The 17,046-nt window shown below is 34.9% G+C and carries 14 protein-coding genes and 1 riboswitch; of the genes, 8 read left to right on the forward strand and 6 right to left on the reverse strand.

Annotation, left to right across the window (positions count from 1 at the left end):
* Positions 1 to 75: 75 nt before the first annotated feature.
* Entirely contained in the window at positions 76 to 1,689 is a 1,614-nt protein-coding gene (locus H3R29_RS04790) for an ABC transporter ATP-binding protein (protein WP_109586373.1), read from the reverse strand.
* Between the two features lie 37 nt (positions 1,690 to 1,726).
* Positions 1,727 to 2,476 carry a hypothetical protein gene (locus H3R29_RS04795; RefSeq protein WP_156962768.1) on the reverse strand — a complete coding sequence of 250 codons (750 nt, stop codon included), beginning with the start codon at positions 2,474 to 2,476 and terminating at the stop codon, positions 1,727 to 1,729.
* A gap of 332 nt (positions 2,477 to 2,808) precedes the next feature.
* Here H3R29_RS04795 and H3R29_RS04800 point away from each other — a divergent pair, with 332 nt between their 5' ends.
* The 3 genes from H3R29_RS04800 to scrK all read left to right on the forward strand — a co-directional run bounded on the left by H3R29_RS04800 (position 2,809) and on the right by scrK (position 6,369).
* Positions 2,809 to 4,542 carry an IS1182 family transposase gene (locus tag H3R29_RS04800; protein WP_198202763.1) on the forward strand — a complete coding sequence of 578 codons (1,734 nt, stop codon included), beginning with the start codon at positions 2,809 to 2,811 and terminating at the stop codon, positions 4,540 to 4,542.
* Between the two features lie 58 nt (positions 4,543 to 4,600).
* The gene (locus tag H3R29_RS04805; protein WP_122037924.1) at positions 4,601 to 5,227 is read left to right on the forward strand and encodes a hypothetical protein; all 627 of its coding nucleotides are present in this window, start codon (positions 4,601 to 4,603) and stop codon (positions 5,225 to 5,227) included.
* Positions 5,228 to 5,496: 269 nt separating this feature from the next.
* Complete coding sequence (gene scrK / locus H3R29_RS04810; RefSeq protein WP_198202762.1) at positions 5,497 to 6,369, forward strand: fructokinase ScrK; 873 nt, start codon at positions 5,497 to 5,499, stop codon at positions 6,367 to 6,369.
* 84 nt (positions 6,370 to 6,453) lie between these two features.
* Here scrK and H3R29_RS04815 read toward each other — a convergent pair whose 3' ends face one another.
* Positions 6,454 to 7,272 carry an AraC family transcriptional regulator gene (locus H3R29_RS04815; protein WP_167334248.1) on the reverse strand — a complete coding sequence of 273 codons (819 nt, stop codon included), beginning with the start codon at positions 7,270 to 7,272 and terminating at the stop codon, positions 6,454 to 6,456.
* Between the two features lie 170 nt (positions 7,273 to 7,442).
* On the opposite strand from H3R29_RS04815, the gene H3R29_RS04820 reads away from it, so the two are divergent.
* Entirely contained in the window at positions 7,443 to 8,741 is a 1,299-nt protein-coding gene (locus H3R29_RS04820; RefSeq protein WP_198202761.1) for a PTS sugar transporter subunit IIC, read from the forward strand.
* Between the two features lie 23 nt (positions 8,742 to 8,764).
* Positions 8,765 to 10,240 carry a glycoside hydrolase family 1 protein gene (locus tag H3R29_RS04825; protein ID WP_198202760.1) on the forward strand — a complete coding sequence of 492 codons (1,476 nt, stop codon included), beginning with the start codon at positions 8,765 to 8,767 and terminating at the stop codon, positions 10,238 to 10,240.
* A 63-nt stretch (positions 10,241 to 10,303) separates the two neighbouring features.
* On the opposite strand, the gene H3R29_RS04830 is transcribed toward H3R29_RS04825, so the two are convergent.
* Positions 10,304 to 11,719: a C69 family dipeptidase gene (locus tag H3R29_RS04830; RefSeq protein ID WP_198202759.1), complete on the reverse strand. Its 1,416-nt coding sequence runs from the start codon at positions 11,717 to 11,719 to the stop codon at positions 10,304 to 10,306.
* A 287-nt stretch (positions 11,720 to 12,006) separates the two neighbouring features.
* Between H3R29_RS04830 and H3R29_RS09150 the strand changes: the two genes are divergently transcribed.
* Positions 12,007 to 12,120 (forward strand): helix-turn-helix transcriptional regulator, encoded by a 114-nt coding sequence (locus H3R29_RS09150; RefSeq protein WP_370567387.1) that lies wholly within the window; start codon positions 12,007 to 12,009, stop codon positions 12,118 to 12,120.
* A 137-nt stretch (positions 12,121 to 12,257) separates the two neighbouring features.
* Positions 12,258 to 13,136: a phosphotransferase gene (locus H3R29_RS04840; RefSeq protein ID WP_198202758.1), complete on the forward strand. Its 879-nt coding sequence runs from the start codon at positions 12,258 to 12,260 to the stop codon at positions 13,134 to 13,136.
* Positions 13,137 to 13,214: 78 nt separating this feature from the next.
* Here the strand turns inward: H3R29_RS04840 and H3R29_RS04845 are convergent, their stop codons facing one another.
* Positions 13,215 to 14,528, reverse strand: coding sequence for a nucleobase:cation symporter-2 family protein (locus tag H3R29_RS04845; RefSeq protein ID WP_198202757.1), 1,314 nt, complete (start codon positions 14,526 to 14,528; stop codon positions 13,215 to 13,217).
* A complete protein-coding gene (locus H3R29_RS04850; RefSeq protein WP_187156700.1) occupies positions 14,528 to 15,106 on the reverse strand; it encodes a xanthine phosphoribosyltransferase in 579 nt (192 codons plus the stop codon). The genes H3R29_RS04845 and H3R29_RS04850 overlap by 1 nt, the downstream gene beginning before the upstream one ends.
* An 80-nt stretch (positions 15,107 to 15,186) precedes the next feature.
* Positions 15,187 to 15,284, reverse strand: a riboswitch (purine riboswitch).
* A 182-nt stretch (positions 15,285 to 15,466) separates the two neighbouring features.
* Between H3R29_RS04850 and guaA the strand changes: the two genes are divergently transcribed.
* Complete coding sequence (gene guaA / locus H3R29_RS04855; protein ID WP_198202756.1) at positions 15,467 to 17,023, forward strand: glutamine-hydrolyzing GMP synthase; 1,557 nt, start codon at positions 15,467 to 15,469, stop codon at positions 17,021 to 17,023.
* The last annotated feature ends 23 nt before the right edge of the window (positions 17,024 to 17,046 follow it).

Raw genomic sequence — 17,046 nt, forward strand, 5'->3', positions numbered from 1 at the left:
AAGATGTCCTCCTTTTTTATGCAATAAAAAACCTATTAACAGCTTACCACATGGATAAGTCATCAACAGGATAAATTATAGAGCCTTTAATCTTAAAGTTTTATTTTCAAGTACATAGTGTGTAAAATGTGCATGTTTAAATTCAATATCGTCATAATAATGAGCAACCTCAATCACTGTACAATCTAAATTTTGAATAATTTTATTTATTTTGTCCGACATTTTTGGATCTAAACTAGAAGTTGCTTCATCAATTAAAATAATTTTTTTATTAAAAAGAAGAGCTCTAGCAATTTCGATTCGCTGCCGTTGTCCACCAGATAAGTTTTTCCCACTTTCACCATAATATCTATTTAAAGCATCGTTACCTAGTTCATTAATCAATCCTACTTTTTCAAGAACAAATAAACAATCTTTAGTTGAGAAATCCTCGCCTAAAGTTAGATTAAAACGCAAAGTATCATTAAATAAGTTGGGATTTTGTCTTATATAAGCAATCCTACCAGATTCGAGAATATTGTTTATTTTACTATTCTTTTCCCTCAAATAAATTTTTCCGCTACTTGGTTTAATAGAACCCTGAATCAAATTAAGTATTGTCGATTTACCAACACCAGAAGCTCCTGTAATCAAAATTTTTTCTCCAAAAGTAATATTTAAATTCAAATTATTGATAATCTGTTTACCATTTGAGTACGTAAAATAAACATTTTCAAAACAAATTTTTGGCTTAATATCTTTCGATATTTTTTTAGGAGCTTTAAATTCAATCATATGTTCACTATAAGATTTTCGAATTTCTTGAGTAGTTTTTATCTTACTAAGATACTCTGAAACTGTTCCTAATGGACCTACGACTCTGTCACTAGCCATAAAAATACCAATCAAAGCTGCAGAAGATATCTTTCTTTGAATAACTAAAAGCAAGCCAATACCAATAGGTAAAATATAACTAACAACTGAAAGAATTGAAGCGACAAAAAAAGTAACAGCTTGCCAGTTATTCATAAGTAAATAAGAATTTTCGGATTCATTTAAATACTTATCTGTATCATTGTACATATACTTTTCAGCTAAATAAGTTTTGATAGTATTGGCTCCATTAAATAAATCAGTTACCTTACTTAAAAATCTACTACTATCTTCCTGCCACTTTGAAGAAGTGGCAGTTAATTTTTTACCAAAAATCTTTGGAGTTATCATAGGTAATAAAGAAAATAAAATAAACAAAATTCCAATAGGTATGCTTAAACTTAAAATATAAATTCCAGAGATTAATGCCATTAACAAAGACGCAAATACTTCAAACATCAGACTAAAGTAATCTGTTTCAACCAATTTAAAATCATTAAATATTTTTGAGACATTATCCGCAGTATCACTACTAAAAGTTGAAGTATTAATTTGCCCATAAATAAAATTACTTTTGAGCTTTACATTAAGCTTTTTTATTGCTAAATTTATTAACATTTTTCTTAAAGTCATTGAAAAATACACAATAGCCATTGCTGAAAAGCTTTTGACAGCATAAAACATTACTTCTAAAAATGTTGAGTTATGATTAAAATTTGCTATAGAAGAAAGTACCTGTGCCAAAACTACTCCATCAAATGATGAAATAATTGTTGTTATTATTATTGAAAATACGAGCCAATTAGGTAACCATCTAATTATGTTTTTTATTTTCATTTTTATCACCGTTGTATATTAAATTAATATATAATACTTAATTGATTGATATTCTATTTTTGGAAAACAAATACCAATACCACCACTTTTCAGGAGTCTTAACTATTATACTGTTTATCAGTCTGTGAATATTATTATTAATCTGTCCTACTGTCATATCTTTTATATTTATCTTGGAATAAAATCTTAATTCATAATGAGGAAAATCATCTATTCTTGTAAAAGTAACTGGTTGTATATTTGAATTATTTCGTTTAGCTAAGGCTGCTAATCCGTACGCTACGGGAAAGAAATTATCTAAATACTTAGTACGATACTTGGGTTTAGGACCTAATGTATATTCTGGAAATTCAAGTATATTTTTTGAATTTTTTAATAAATTATCCAACTTAAAAAGAGCATTAACTGGGTTAGATGTGTCTAAAACTTCTGTTATGTACTTTTTTAAGCTCGATAACATTACATCTAAAATGGACCGCATATGCTCCCCTTCATCACCATTAGCTAATGGAACATTTTGAATTTTTAAACTCGCCAATATTATTGGTATAGAATAAAAATCTCCCCAATGTGGACTAAAAATTATCGTATTTCCTCTCTTAATATCATTTAATTTTTCTTCATTTATAATAATTAAATTATTTTTTAGAAAACACTTTGTCTGAGAAAATAAATAAACAAATATAGCATCAGTTTCTTGAAACAAAATATAGTTAGCCCATTTTTTGCTCAGTGACTCTTGGTTTTTTAAATTAGTAAACTTCATGGCTTTACTTGCAATTGTCACAAGGTCTTGAATATTTTCTTTTTTTCGTTTATTTCAATTTGTCTAATTAAAGAAATTTCTTTCCAAATCAAATCAAGTTGATTACTTTTTTTTAATACTTGGAAAAGACGTTGATCATCTAGATCACTCAAATACATAGAAAAATCATAAATCATTCTGTTGACTCTTTTCTTATCATAGTCTTTCTTATTTGATACAAGTTCATATCAAACTCATTAAAAGAGTTTATCAATAACAAGTTATCATTATTATGGCTCTTTTGCTATACTTTTAGTTTCTGCCTTGATATGATTAAATCACCACAAAATAAATACAAAAAGGTGGAAACTAACATGTACAAAGATTATATCACAGGCCAAACTGCTTTAACACTTAATTTAGACTTTACTATTCCTAATAATCACTTAGCGACCGTGATTGGTTGGTTCGTTGACTCGATCCCAGAAGAAGTTTTGCTGGGTGATACTGCCAAAACTGGGCGGCCTGCTTATCACCCGGCTATGATGCTGAAGATTTTGCTCTTTGCTTATTCTCGCAGAGTGTTTTCAGGCAGAAAGATTGAGCTGCTGCTAGCAGAAAATCTGCCGCTGATGGTATTAGCTGAGCACCAGCAGATTTCATATCATACGATCAATAACTTTAGATCAAGCGACCACGCTAACGAATTGGTTAAGAAAAGCTTCCTTTACTTTACTAATCTTTTAGAGGCAGAAGGCCTGATCAATGAAGGGGCGCTCTTCATTGATGGCACAAAAATTGCAGCTGATGCTAATCGCTATACTTTTGTTTGGCGCAAGGCAGTCGAGAAGTTTCATGAAAAGTTAAAAGGTCAAGCGGTTGAGCTTTATGACGAACTGATTACCAAAGAAGTCGTTAAAGCAATGGCGCAAGAGCAAGTGCAGACCAGCCAAGGTTTGACCGAACTAGCGCGTGAAACCGAAGCTGAGATTGAAAAACTGACTGAGGAAATTGCGCAAGAGCCTAAAGTCATTCCTGGTGGTTCTCCTAAAAAAGCCAGAAGACGTGGTCTTAAGAAGCTGCTTCATCAGCTAAAAAAAGATTATGTTCCTAGAATGAAGAAATATGAAGAAGCAGAAAAAATCTTTGCCGGGCGCAATAGTTATTCTAAGACAGACCATGACACGACTTTCATGCATATGAAAGAAGATCATATGAAGAATGGGCAGCTCAAGCCAGGCTACAATATTCAAGCAGCGACTACGAATCAATATGTAGTTGACTTTGCTTTGTATCCTAATCCAACTGACTTTAAGACCCTAGAACCATTTTTAAAACAAATGACGACACTGGATAAGTTTGACAAGATTGTCGCCGATGCTGGTTATGGCAGTGAATATAACTACTCACTGCTAGAAGACAAGTATTCAAATAAAAAGTACTACATTCCCTATACTATGTACGAAAAGGAACAAACTCGGAAATATAAGAATGATCCGACTAAGCTGATTAACTGGTTCTACAATGAAAAAGACGATTACTACCTTAATCAAAATGGCGTTAAATTCAACTTCAAATATTATAGCCAGCGCCAGGAGCGCTCGACTGGTCAAGTACGTGATTTTAAGGTCTATGAAGCAGATGAAGTACAACTAACGCCGGAACTAGAGCAATTGGCAAAAACCAAAAGCGGATATCAACGCCAAGTACGCTATAATCCTAACTGGCAGTACTTAAAAGAAAAAGCCAAAGCAGTTCTCCAAAGTCCCGAAGGCAGACACAACTATAGCATGAGAAAGTATGATGTCGAGCCCGTTTTCGGGCATTTGAAGAACGTCTTTGGCATGCGCCGAACCCATTTAAGAGGGAAAAAGAAGGTAGAAACCGATGTTGGAATAGCCTTCATGATGATGAATTTAAGCAAATATTGGCACAGAAGCTGGCCTAAGGACTATTCTTTTTTATTCAAGAATAAAAAAAGACAGAAAAAGACGATCAAATTAAGAGTTAAATTGATCGTCTTTTGTTATCTGGGAGTTAGTTTTTTCCCGGACACTTTTTGTTTATATTTTAAAATTATAAAAAGTACTTTATTGTTTCTTTTGTAATAAGAACGTAATATAATTACATTATTATTACTAAAAGATGAAATAATGAGGTATAAAAATGAAAAAGGACTTTCATAAATTTTCTAAAACTGTCATAGCTGCGGCTTTGCTAAGCCTTCCTGTCGGAGCAGTTTTTTCTGTAAACAATGTTGGAGCAAAAACTGTTACAAGCGCAGAAAAACTCTTTCACTATTCTAAAAAGACTTTGTCCAAAAAGTTTGCTAAGGCCGGTTATGTTTTTAAACTAACTGATGCCACAAAGGGAGCCTTATATAAGTCTACTGGTAAACCCTATAGTACTAAAGTCATTAAAAAGATTGTAAAGAACAATACACTTTTTAAAGTTAAAAAAGTTACGCCAATTCATAATGGCATGTTTGTGGATTTAGTTTCAAAAGATGGTAAATATAAGGGTTCTACTACATATCTAACTGGTATATATAACAAAAATACAGAAGATGAAAAGCTGAAACCTTTGGTGCAGGCAGAGCTGGATGTTATGACAGCTAGAGATAATAATAAGCCAACTGCAGAACTATTAGCTAAAGCTGAAACATTAGCTAATGAATTGACAGGACACGAAAAGAAAATCGCACTGACATCTATCAAAGAACTAAAAGAATTCGTTAAGTATGGGACTATGGGAGAAATACCAGTGCTATTAATTGGAAAGTATCCTGATTAATTAAAGGAATAGATCAAGTATAGAATTATGTGGTAATACAGCTACTACTGATTGAAAATTGTTCAAAGACTTATTATAGATAAGATAAATAATATAGTTTAAGTAAAATATAAAGCCTGAAGTATGATTGCTTCGGGCTTTTTTATTAAATAATTGTTTGTATGGCTTGCAGGAAGACGTACTTTTTATTTGAGAAAAAAATTTTTTATTCTGATTGAGAGTTATAATAAAAAAGTAACTAAAATGAAAGGTCAATTAAGGAGTTATAAATGCTATTAGGTTCAATAGAAGCTGGCGGTACCAAGTTTGTTTGTGCAGTCGGCAATGAAAATTATCAAATTAAAGATCAAACAACTTTTCCCACCACGACACCAGAAGAAACTTTACAGAAAACAGTGGATTACTTTAAGCAATTTGCCGTTGATGCCATTGGAATTGCATCTTTTGGACCGATTGAGGTGCGGAAAACAGCACCTAATTATGGCTTTATCACTGATACACCCAAAAAGGGATGGAACAATACTGACTTTGTCGGATTTTTGACTAAAACAATTAAAGTCCCAGTTTTCTTTACTACTGATGTTAATGGTTCGGCTTTTGGGGAATACGTGATGTCACAGTTATCAAATGAAGATGTTGACTCTCTTGTTTACTATACAATTGGTACTGGAGTAGGTGGCGGAGCTATTATTAATGGTAAGTTGGTAGGCTCTTTAGGCCACCCTGAAATGGGTCACGTAAAAGTTAAACGTCATCCAGATGACTTGGATTTTGCAGGAATTTGTCCTTTTCATAAAGATTGCCTGGAAGGTTTAGTTTCAGGTCCTACTTTTGAAGCTCGCCTTAATAAAGCCGGTAAAGATGTGCCGCTTTCAGATCCTGTTTGGGATATTATGAGTTACTACGTAGCTCAGGCTGCCTTGCAAGTCACCTTAATTTTACGACCTGACAAAATTGTTTTTGGCGGCGGTGTTACTAGTGAAAAGTTTCTAGAAAAAGTGCGGCGTGATTTTGCGACATTATTGAATAATTATGTCCACGTGCCGCCATTGGAGCAATACATCACTATGCCGGAAATTAGTAATAATGGTTCTGCGACTGTTGGTGACTTTGCTTTGGCAAAACGGTTATTGAGAGAATAATTCATTTTAGTAATTTTACAAAAATAGCGAAACCTGAAATTAATTTTTTTAATTTCAGGTTTTTATTATGGAACATATTTTTACTCAGTGGATTTCTAGCCTGTACTTTTTTGGATTGTAACCGTATTGTTTTTTAAAATAGGAACTAAAAGACCTAGAATTTGAAAAACCATTTTTAAAGGCAATTTTATTGATTGATAAGTCTGTCATTGTTAAGTCAAAGTATGCATGTTTTAAACGCACTTTAGTTAAGTACTCTGAAAAAGAAATACCTGAATGCTTTTTAAAAAATTTAGAGAAGTATGTGCTAGAGTATGAAAATAATTTGGCAGTTTCCGCTAATGTTATTGGATAATGATAATTTTCTTCTATATAAATCATTATTTTTGATAAAATTTCTTCGTATTTTTGAGAGGTATTGATCATCTGTGTATCAAAATCTCCTACTTTAAATTCGGTCAACAGTAAAAAAATAATGTCATTAATACAAGCTTTTATCCTAAAACTTAGCTCTAGCCCTTGATTTCGTTCTTGAATAATATTTAATTCTTCCATATAATTTCTTAATTTTACTAAGGAAATATAATTTTTATCAGATAGTTTTGTGTCAAATTCATAAGTGCTAAAAATATCTTTATATTCACACAAACACTCTTTTTCAATGGTTAGTCGTAATAGTTGAAATGGCACTTTTGATTTTATTGAATGACTTTTAAGACTATTTATAAAAAGTATTCTATTTTTTGTCAAATTATGATTTTTAGAACCAATTTTAACTGTTGCATTGCCTGAATAGCAAAGTAATAGTTCGAAAGAATTATGCCACCGACTTGATTGTGAAAAATTATTACTTTTATTTGAAATAATATTAGTCGAATATAATTGCTTAACCTTATAGTTCATCGGCATGTAACTCATTTTTGTTTTCCTTACTTAATTATGTTGTAGCAAAAGTTTGCACAAAAGAAACTAATTATTTTGTTTTTGGTAGCGCTTTATTTTAATAAACTAAATTTAGATTAAGTGCTTAATTATTTTTTGTCAAAACAATTTTTTTAGAAAGGAAAAATAGAATGAACGAAAACAAAGCGACATTAACTGACAGATTTACTGCTGTGGCAGCTAAAATTGCTAATATTACTTACCTTAAGATTTTAAGGGATGCTTTCCAAGTTATTATGCCAATGTTTATCTTAGCTGGTATTGGTACATTATTAAATAGTGTAATTTTTCCAGCTTTAACGAATGGCGATTTGTTAGCAAAATTGCAAGTATTTGGAACTTTAATTAGTAATGCAACATTAAATATTTCAGCAATGCTCGTTGCGCCGATGATTTCATATTATTTAGCAAAGGCTAGAAAATTTGATTCCCCAATGTCTGCCGTAATAGTTACAATTGGTAGTTTATTTGCAATTATGCCAATAATTAATCAGGCTACGATAAAAGGCACCGATAAAGTGACAGAAGTTATTGGAGTAGTAACTTTTGACAAAATTGGTACTAACGGTATGTTTGCTGGCATTATTATTGGCTTTGTGGCGACAGAAATTTTTATTAAATTGTCAAAATTAAAGGCTTTAAAAATTAATTTAGGGCAAGGAATTCCTCCTGCTGTTGCTACTAGTTTTGAATTAATGATACCAATTTTCATAACCATTTTAATTATCTGTTTAGTATCAACTCTCTTAGTTGATTTATGGAATACAAGTGTAATTGATTTTATTACAATGGCTATTCAAAAACCTTTAACTAAAGTTGGTAATAGCTTTATTGGTTTTACATTTTTATTTGCGCTTGCGAATTTTGTGTTTTCAATTGGTATTCACCCTTCAACCATTACAAGTTCAATTATGAAAGCTCCTCTTATGGTTGCTATGAATGAGAATATGACTGCAGCAGCAGCTGGTCGTCAAGCTCCTAATATAATTAATTATTCATTTAGACTTGTTTTTGGTCAAATGGGAGGTACGGGTGCTACACTTGGTCTTTTAATCGCTATTTTATTATTTACAAAATATAAGCCGTTTAAACAGGTATCAAAATTAGCTCTTGCTCCTGCAATCTTTAATATTAATGAACCAATTGTATTCGGACTTCCAGTAGTATTTAATGTTTCTTTGATGATTCCCTTTGTGTTGGGGCCAATTATTGGAACAACAATAGGTTACGCAATGACAGCTATAGGTTTTATTAAGCCACTAACAGTATTAGTCCCATGGACTATTCCTCCATTCATTAATGGCTTTTTAGCCAGTGGAGGAGATTGGAAAGTAGTTTTAGTGCAAATTATCATAGTAGCAGTTCACGTTATATTATATCTGCCATTTTTGAAAGTATCAGAAAAGATAGCAAAACAACAAGTTGACTAAATATTTATAGTTTGAGGAGCATCATGAATAGTAAAGTTTTTCCAGAAAATTTTTTATGGGGTGGAGCAGTTGCCGCTAATCAGATAGAAGGTGCCTGGCTTGAAGACGGCAAGCTACCAAGTGTAATTGATACAGTCGTTGGTCTTCACTCCCGAAAACCAAGTATCAAATGGAATCAAAATAAGAAAATATGGGAACTTAATCTAGATCCTACAAAAACTTATTTGACTCATGAAGCGATCGATTTTTACCATCATTTTGACGAAGATTTAGAGCTAATGCATGAGCTTGGCTTGAAAGCTTTTCGAACAAGTATTGCTTGGTCTAGAATTTATCCAAAGGGTGATGAGGATAAACCAAATGACAAAGGATTAGAGTTTTATGATCAGCTTATTGATACCATTATTAGTAAAGGAATGGAACCAATAATAACGTTGAGTCATTATGAAACTCCATTTAATTTGGTAGCTAAATACGGCGGTTGGACTAACCGTAAAATGATCGATTTTTTTATTAAGTATTGTCAAACTGTTTTTCAGCGATATAAAGGCAAAGTTCACTATTGGATGACTTTTAATGAAATTAACAATTTGATGAAATATCCTTATGTAGCGGGTGGTATATTACCGATACCACCTAGAAATCTAGATGATCCTCTATCTGATATAAGTTTAAAAGATTGTTTTCAGGCTAGTCATAACATGTTTGTGGCAAATGCACGAGCTATTCAGATATTAAGAAAGATTGACAGCAAAGCAAAGATGGGACTAATGTGTAGCTTTTCTCAGCTTGCACTATATCCTAATACCCCAAATCCCAAAAATGTTTTTGGTGCTTATCTTTTTACCAGAAAATCATTTTTCTTTAGTGATGTAATGTGCCGGGGACATTATCCTATGTATATTATTCGTTATTGGAAAGAAAGTAATTTAGCTCCAGAAATTGAGCAAGGGGATTTAGAACTAATTCAGAATTTTACATGTGACTATATCGGATTTAGCTATTATAAAAGTAGTGTCTTTGATGTAGATAAAAAAATGAAAGTAGATACTGGAGGGCCGATTGGTATTGAAAATTCCTTTTTAAAGGTGAAAGCACCACAACCTTGGAACTGGCCGATTGATCCCGAAGGGTTACGTTATGTTTTAAACATATTAACCGACCGTTACGAATTACCCCTTTTTATTGTAGAAAATGGTCTAGGTATGGATGAACATCCAGATAAAAAAGGCTGCATTTATGATAAAGAACGATGTGACTATCTTAAGATGCATATAGAGCAAATTGCTAAAGCAATTCAAGATGGTTGCAATGTAATTGGTTACTTATGGTGGGGGCCTATTGACATTGTTTCAGCTGGTACAGGAGAAATGAAAAAACGCTATGGCTTCGTTTACGTTGATAGAAACAATGACGGTAGTGGCACTTTAAAAAGAATCAAAAAATTTAGTTTTAACTATTACAAGCAAATCATTGAATCGAATGGGACAGATCTTTGAGAAAATCGTTAACAAACAAAAACGGCAGAGCTGATACTCTACCGTTTTTTGTATTTCACAATTTTAGTCTAATAAATCAAACTTAAGTGTTGCTAGATTATGACCTTCATTGACCATGTTACCCAGCAGTTCAATAGTGTTGTTGTAAACTTGATCAGCCATCTTTTGGTTGGCCTCAGTTAATAAATCTTCAGCTTCTTTACCTGAAAGACCAGCTGCTTTTTTATCAGTTTCATGTTGAATGAAGTGACATTGTGCCAATGATTTTTGCTCAAAGTCATTTTCTAGTTCACCGTAGACCTTAAAGTTAGTGTCACCCAATTGTGCTGTTAATTTGTTTAACCAGAAAATTTTATTCAAATCGAACTTTGGACCAGTCTGGAAACTGGCTGGTGTGTTGTTGACATTCGTGTAGAATGGGACAAAGCTGTTAAAAGTATTTGGACCAAAGCAAAGCCATTGCACGCCAGCAATTTCTTCAGGCACGTCATTTCTAACTTGCAGGATATGAGTTTCGAAGTTGCGATTAAGGGCAATTGGACGGAAAGTCTTCTTTTGTTCAGGGGTACCTTGATCGCCATAAGGATCAAATGGCGTATCTTGATAGTGAGAACTCTCGATAAAACAAATATCCTCAATACTAATCTTACGGTTAGCATGACAAATAAAAGGTTGGTCTTGATCACTTGGTTTGCCACCGAATTCTGGATCAAAGTAATTGTGAACAAACCAGGCACGTGGATTGTTGTAATGAGCATCTTTAATAGTTGAGCTACCAAAGATATGCCGCATGTTGTAACCATCGCGGTCAGGATTTAAGTGGTATTCCTTAATCAAGTCTTCTAAGGTGTCATCAGCTAAGAAGCCATCTTTACCAAAGTGGAATTCGTCGATATTCAAACGGTTAGGAGCAACAACGTAGGCGTCATCAGGAATACGGCGTGCAATCCAGTGGTGGCCACCAATAGTTTCCAGGTACCAAACCTCATCGTGGTCGGCAAAAGCCATACCATTCATTTCGTAAGTACCGTATTTTTCCAGCAAATAACCAATCCGTTTAACGCCATCAAGGGCACTGTGGATATAAGGCAATGTTAAAGTAACAAAGTCTTCTTCACCAAGTCCACCCTCAGTAACCAGTGGATCAATCCCTTGAATACGTGCGTTAGTGGTAATAGTTTCAGTAGCAGTCATTGCTACGTTTTCTGAGTTAATTCCGGCTGCACCCCAGATGCCGCTTTCGCCAGAAACATCAGGTGCACTGGTATAACGCAAAGGCTTTTCTGCTAAATCTGCATCATCAATCTTTTGGTGACTAATGACACTTTCATAGTGCTTAGGTTGCTTTTCAGGGGTAATAAGTTCAAACCCTTCAGGAATTATTTCACGGCCACCATCTTCACTTCTGGCAATCATAGCTGAACCGTCAATGGTGGCATTTTTGCCGACAAGAATAGTCGTACATTCTGCTTTTTTCATCTTATCTGTCCTTTCAAATTACTTAATCTATATTGTATTAAAAAAGGCGGGCTGTTTGCAAAAAAATGAGTAAACTTAAACCTAAATTATTATTACTTTTACGAAGTTGGGATTTTAACTAAATTCTAATTGATGATTGACGAAAAATGTAAAAGTTGTTTTACTAAAATAGTCAAATAAGTTTGACAGGAGAGTGAACTAGTGAAAAATAGAATTGCTCAATTGCGTAAAAGCAAAGGTACTCACAGGCTCAATTAGCCGAAACTGCTCATGTTACTCGGCAAACAATCAGCGCCATTGAAAATGATAAGTATGATCCATCTTTAGGACTCGCTTTTCAGTTGGTGCAGATATTAGGGGTAACAGTTGATGAATTATTCCTATATGAAGGCGAGAATTAAAATGATTAATACTAAGAAAAACATAATTTATGGTGCGTTTTCATACTGCTACCTTGATTAGCAAAAAACCGGTAAACTACTTTTGTGCTAAGTCGCTGTGGCATTGCCCGCATCTGTGAAATGAAAGAATTAGGCTAATGACTATAGAAAAATTTTTACAAGAAAAATTGCAAGCAGACTTAACAAAGATCACACACGAGTCACAAAACAGCACTTTTGTTGGTGATAGTGCAAAATTTGAGCAAAAAATTTTTGTCAAAGTCTTTGCACAAGCAGGAAAATTTTTAACTGAAAAAGCTGTTAACGAGCAACTAAATACTCGTGTATTAGACTCTTTTGTTGTCAAACAGACGCAACAATTTGTTTTGGTCATGAAAGATTTGGCGCCTTCTGATATTAAAGAAGAAATCAATCCTGATATGGTATTTAACATGGGCATAGAATTGTCTCACTTCCATCAAAAAGTCAAACCATTTTCTGGCATATACCAAAATAATCAACTATTCAATAAGGCAAAACGCGACATTGATAACTTAAATAAGCCCGAAATCAAAAACAAGCTGCTGAAATTGCTAGCACAGTTTACAGCCGAAAGAGCAGGTATTGAAAAAGATTTAACAGTTCATGCAAATACTGTTTTACACGGAGATGTCGGCTTGCGCAATTATAAAATCGTTGCCGGTCATCTTAGTTTAATTGACTTTGAACGAGCGCGCATGGGAGTAAATTATCAAGACTTCATTAAGCTTTTTTACCAGGACTTTGGTTTAAATAAAGAATTGATCGTTTCTTTTGTCAAAGGATATGAAAAATGTGGTCAGAAAGTTGCAATTACTCCAGTGACACAGGCCTTTCTCATTTTTATCACTGCTATTGGAATTATGAAGTATACAGAAAAGATTGTGGATAAGCCATTTGAAAAAATTGGAGAGCAAATGCTTGCAACTTGCAGTTTATTTCTAAATACAGGGAGTTCGGAGGAGAAATTAACCAACATGAATGCTATTATTCTCTAAAAGTAAAAAAGCATCTTCTTACCTGAAGATGCTTTTTTGGGGTAAATAGAATTATCTCAAGGGTAAAGACAATTTCATTTACGTGATATTTGCAGTTTGAGTATTTTGTTTTGCTTTTCTATCACCTCCTTTAAGTAAAAAGTTTAGAATTGTTGCGGATAAGCTAGTAATCACGATGCCGTTGCTTAAAAACAATTGCACAGTAGCCGGTAGATTTTTGAAAAATTGGGGATAAATAGTAACACCGAGTCCCAGTCCAATTGAGATAGCAATAATTAAGACATTGTTATTGTCACTTAAATCAACTTTGGCCAGTGTCTTGATACCTTGAACTGCAATCATAGTGAACATTACGAGCATTGCACCGCCCAAAACTGGGGTAGGGATGATAGTTACCATTGCGCCAATTTTAGGTAACAAACCCATAGCCATTAGTAGACCACCGGCCCAGTAAATCGGACGTTTAGTTTTAATGCCTGATAATTGTAAAAGGCCGACATTCTGCGAAAAAGTGGTATAAGGAAAAGCATTAAATAAACCACCAAAAATCTGCGCGATACCTTCTGCGCGGTAGCCTTTTTTCAAATCTTCTTCAGTTACGTCATGGTGTAAGAGGTCACCGATGGCGAAGAATACGCCAGTTGATTCGACCATTGAGACTAAAGCTATGATGATCATGGTCAGACTGGAAGACCATTCAAATTTCGGCACTCCGAAGTAAAAGAGTTGAGGTAGGTGGAACCAAGATGCTTCCATTACGGGAGTGAATGAAACGAGTCCCATGCAAGCGGCAATACCAGTTCCGGCAACAAGACCGATTAAAACTGAAATTGACCTGATGAATCCTTTAGTCCAAATTTCTAATGCCAAGATGATAAACATGGTGCAAAAGGCTAGAAACAGGTTTTGACCACTGCCAAAACTTTTAGCAGCTGAATTGCCACCACCCATGTTTTGAATTGCGACCGGAACGAGGGTTAATCCAATAGTAGTAATTAATGTGCCTGTTACGACAGGCGGAAAGAATTTTTTGATTTTAGCAAAAACGCCTGAGATTAAAACGACAAAAATCCCGGCAACAATGATGGCACCATACATGTCGTTGATTGAGAATTTCTGCCCAATCATTTGCAAGGGGGCAACCGCCTGAATGGCGCAACCTAAAATGACAGGAAAACCAATACCGAAGTACTTGTTGCGCATTAATTGTAATAGCGTAGCTAGGCCGCACATGAAAATGTCAATTGAAACAAGGTAAGTCATTTGTGCAGGAGAAAATTTTAATGCATTGCCAATTAACAGAGGTACCGCAACAGCACCGGAATACATTGCTAACAGGTGCTGTAAACCTAAAACAGCTGCTTTTTGCTGACTAACTTCTTTTTCTGCCATTAGTTTTCTCCCACAAAACGTACTTGATTGTTAGCTAAACTAGCGATTTCTGCCAATGCTTCAAGGCGATAGCCGTGTTCTTTAATCCAGTCGCTGCCGCCTTGGAAAGTTTTGGCTACTACGATACCAACACCAGCTACCTCAGCACCAGCCTGGTTAGCAATATTAATCATGCCTTTAACTGCTTCACCGTTTGCCAGAAAGTCATCAATAATTAACAGGTGATCATCTTTGTGCAAAAATTTTTGTTCAACACAAATTTGATTAGTGACTTTCTTGGTGTAGGAATAAACATCTGCCCAATAGACAGCATCATTAAGTGTAGCTGGCTTTTTCTTGCGGGCAAAGACCATTGGCACATGTAATTCATAGGCTGCCATTATTCCAGGGGCAATTCCGGAAGCTTCACAGGTCAACACCTTTGTGACACCACTATCCTTAAATAGCCGACTAAATTCTTCTCCGACTTTCTTCATTAGTTCGGGATCTACTTGATGATTTAAAAACGAATTAATTTTTAAAACGTTACCGGGTAGAACTTCTCCGTCACTGCGAATCCGGTCTTCTAATAACTTCACTTTTTCCTCCTTCAAGACAAAAAGGGCTTTTCCTACCAAAACTATGGTAAAAAAAGCCCTTTAAACCAGTATTTTAACTACTTTAAATGCATATTATCCATAGTTCAGAATTTACGGTTCTGAGTAGAAACTGCCGACCACATTACGGCAATATATAGATTTTTATTTTGCTATTGCAAGCATTGTAACAGAGTCGCATAATATGTGCAAGATTAATTTTAAATGAAATTGCGAATTATATTAAGTAAATAGGTATAAATAATTCGTAAAATCTCTCTTTAGAGCTAAAAAATTATTGACCACTGCTGCATTTCTTAGTAAAGTTGATATAGTATGAATTTAGTGAGTAAAGGAGCTTGGATGTCGGTGAAAAAGAATATTAGTGATTTTGATGAAATTATTGTGCTGGATTTTGGTAGTCAATATAATCAACTAATCACACGCAGGTTGCGGGATTTTGGGATTTATTCCGAGTTGTTGCCCCATGATATTAGTATGGACCAAATAAGAAAGATTAATCCCAAAGGGATTATTTTTTCTGGGGGTCCTAACAGTATTTACGACCAAAATGCTTTGAAAGTAGATCCCGCAATTTTTAAGTTGGGCATTCCTATCTTAGGTATTTGTTACGGGATGCAACTGATGACTTCTTATTTAAACGGCAAGGTTGAAAAAGCTGCTAATTCTGAATATGGTCGTGCCGACATCGAGGTTGAAGACACTAACTCCGTTTTATTTGCTGGGCTGCCCAAAGATGAGTATGTGTGGATGAGTCACGGTGATTTGGTCACTAGTACTCCTGCTGGTTTTGAAACAGTCGCTTCAAGTAAGAATTGTCCAATTGCCGCTATCGCTAACGATCAAGCTAAAATGTATGGTATTCAATTCCACGCGGAAGTGCGCAATACGCAGTATGGCCTTGATATTTTGCGTAATTTTGCCTTTAAAGTTTGCGGCGCTACGGCTGATTGGTCAATGACCGATTTTATTGACTTGCAAATTGCTGAAATTAGAAAAACCGTGGGGGATAAGAAAGTAATTCTGGGACTATCTGGCGGGGTAGACTCCAGCGTCACCGCGACACTTTTACACAAAGCGATTGGCAACCAGTTGACAGCCATTTTTGTGGATCACGGCATGTTGCGCAAAAATGAAGGCGATGAAGTAATGGCTGCCTTGAACCGTGATTTAGGCGTTAACATTATTCGGGTAAATGCCCAAGAGCGCTTTTTAAATAAACTGAAGGGTGTCACCGATCCAGAGCAAAAGCGTAAAATCATTGGCAAAGAGTTTATTGAGGTGTTTGCGGATGAAGCAAAGAAAATTAAAGATGTGGACTTTTTAGCCCAAGGCACCCTTTACACTGATGTGATTGAGAGCGGCACAAATACCGCCCAGACAATCAAGTCGCATCATAACGTTGGTGGGTTACCTAAAGATTTACACTTTAAATTAATTGAACCTTTGCGCAAGTTATTTAAGGACGAAGTGCGTGAACTAGGTGAAAAATTAGGCATTCCGCATGATTTAGTTTGGCGGCAGCCATTCCCGGGACCCGGTCTGGGCATTCGCGTTCTCGGCGAAGTAACTGAGGACAAACTCAAGCTTGTGCGTGATAGTGACGCAATCCTGCGAGATGAAATTAAAAAAGCCGGTTTACAGGAAAAAGTATGGCAATACTTCACCGTTTTACTTGGTATCAAATCCGTTGGCGTGATGGGTGACGGTCGCACTTACGACTATACCATTGGTATTCGTGCTGTTACATCAATTGATGGGATGACCGCTGACTTTGCTCGCTTGCCGTGGGATGTTTTACAAAAAATTTCAACGCGCATTGTCGACGAAGTGCCAAACATTAACCGCGTAGTTTATGATGTTACCAGTAAGCCACCATCAACGATTGAATGGGAGTAAGAGGGTAAATTAGCTCTGTTAGC

It is taken from the genome of Lactobacillus sp. M0393 (assembly GCF_016102025.1).
Taxonomy (GTDB): domain Bacteria; phylum Bacillota; class Bacilli; order Lactobacillales; family Lactobacillaceae; genus Lactobacillus; species Lactobacillus melliventris.

Coding starts and splice junctions, on each gene's coding strand:
- H3R29_RS04790 (WP_109586373.1), bottom strand. CDS start 1,689: ATGAAAATAAAAAACATAATTAGATGGTTACCTAATTGGCTCGTATTT.
- H3R29_RS04800 (WP_198202763.1), top strand. CDS start 2,809: ATGTACAAAGATTATATCACAGGCCAAACTGCTTTAACACTTAATTTA.
- H3R29_RS04805 (WP_122037924.1), top strand. CDS start 4,601: ATGAAAAAGGACTTTCATAAATTTTCTAAAACTGTCATAGCTGCGGCT.
- scrK (WP_198202762.1), top strand. CDS start 5,497: ATGCTATTAGGTTCAATAGAAGCTGGCGGTACCAAGTTTGTTTGTGCA.
- H3R29_RS04815 (WP_167334248.1), bottom strand. CDS start 7,272: ATGAACTATAAGGTTAAGCAATTATATTCGACTAATATTATTTCAAAT.
- H3R29_RS04820 (WP_198202761.1), top strand. CDS start 7,443: ATGAACGAAAACAAAGCGACATTAACTGACAGATTTACTGCTGTGGCA.
- H3R29_RS04825 (WP_198202760.1), top strand. CDS start 8,765: ATGAATAGTAAAGTTTTTCCAGAAAATTTTTTATGGGGTGGAGCAGTT.
- H3R29_RS04830 (WP_198202759.1), bottom strand. CDS start 11,719: ATGAAAAAAGCAGAATGTACGACTATTCTTGTCGGCAAAAATGCCACC.
- H3R29_RS04840 (WP_198202758.1), top strand. CDS start 12,258: ATGACTATAGAAAAATTTTTACAAGAAAAATTGCAAGCAGACTTAACA.
- H3R29_RS04845 (WP_198202757.1), bottom strand. CDS start 14,528: ATGGCAGAAAAAGAAGTTAGTCAGCAAAAAGCAGCTGTTTTAGGTTTA.
- guaA (WP_198202756.1), top strand. CDS start 15,467: ATGTCGGTGAAAAAGAATATTAGTGATTTTGATGAAATTATTGTGCTG.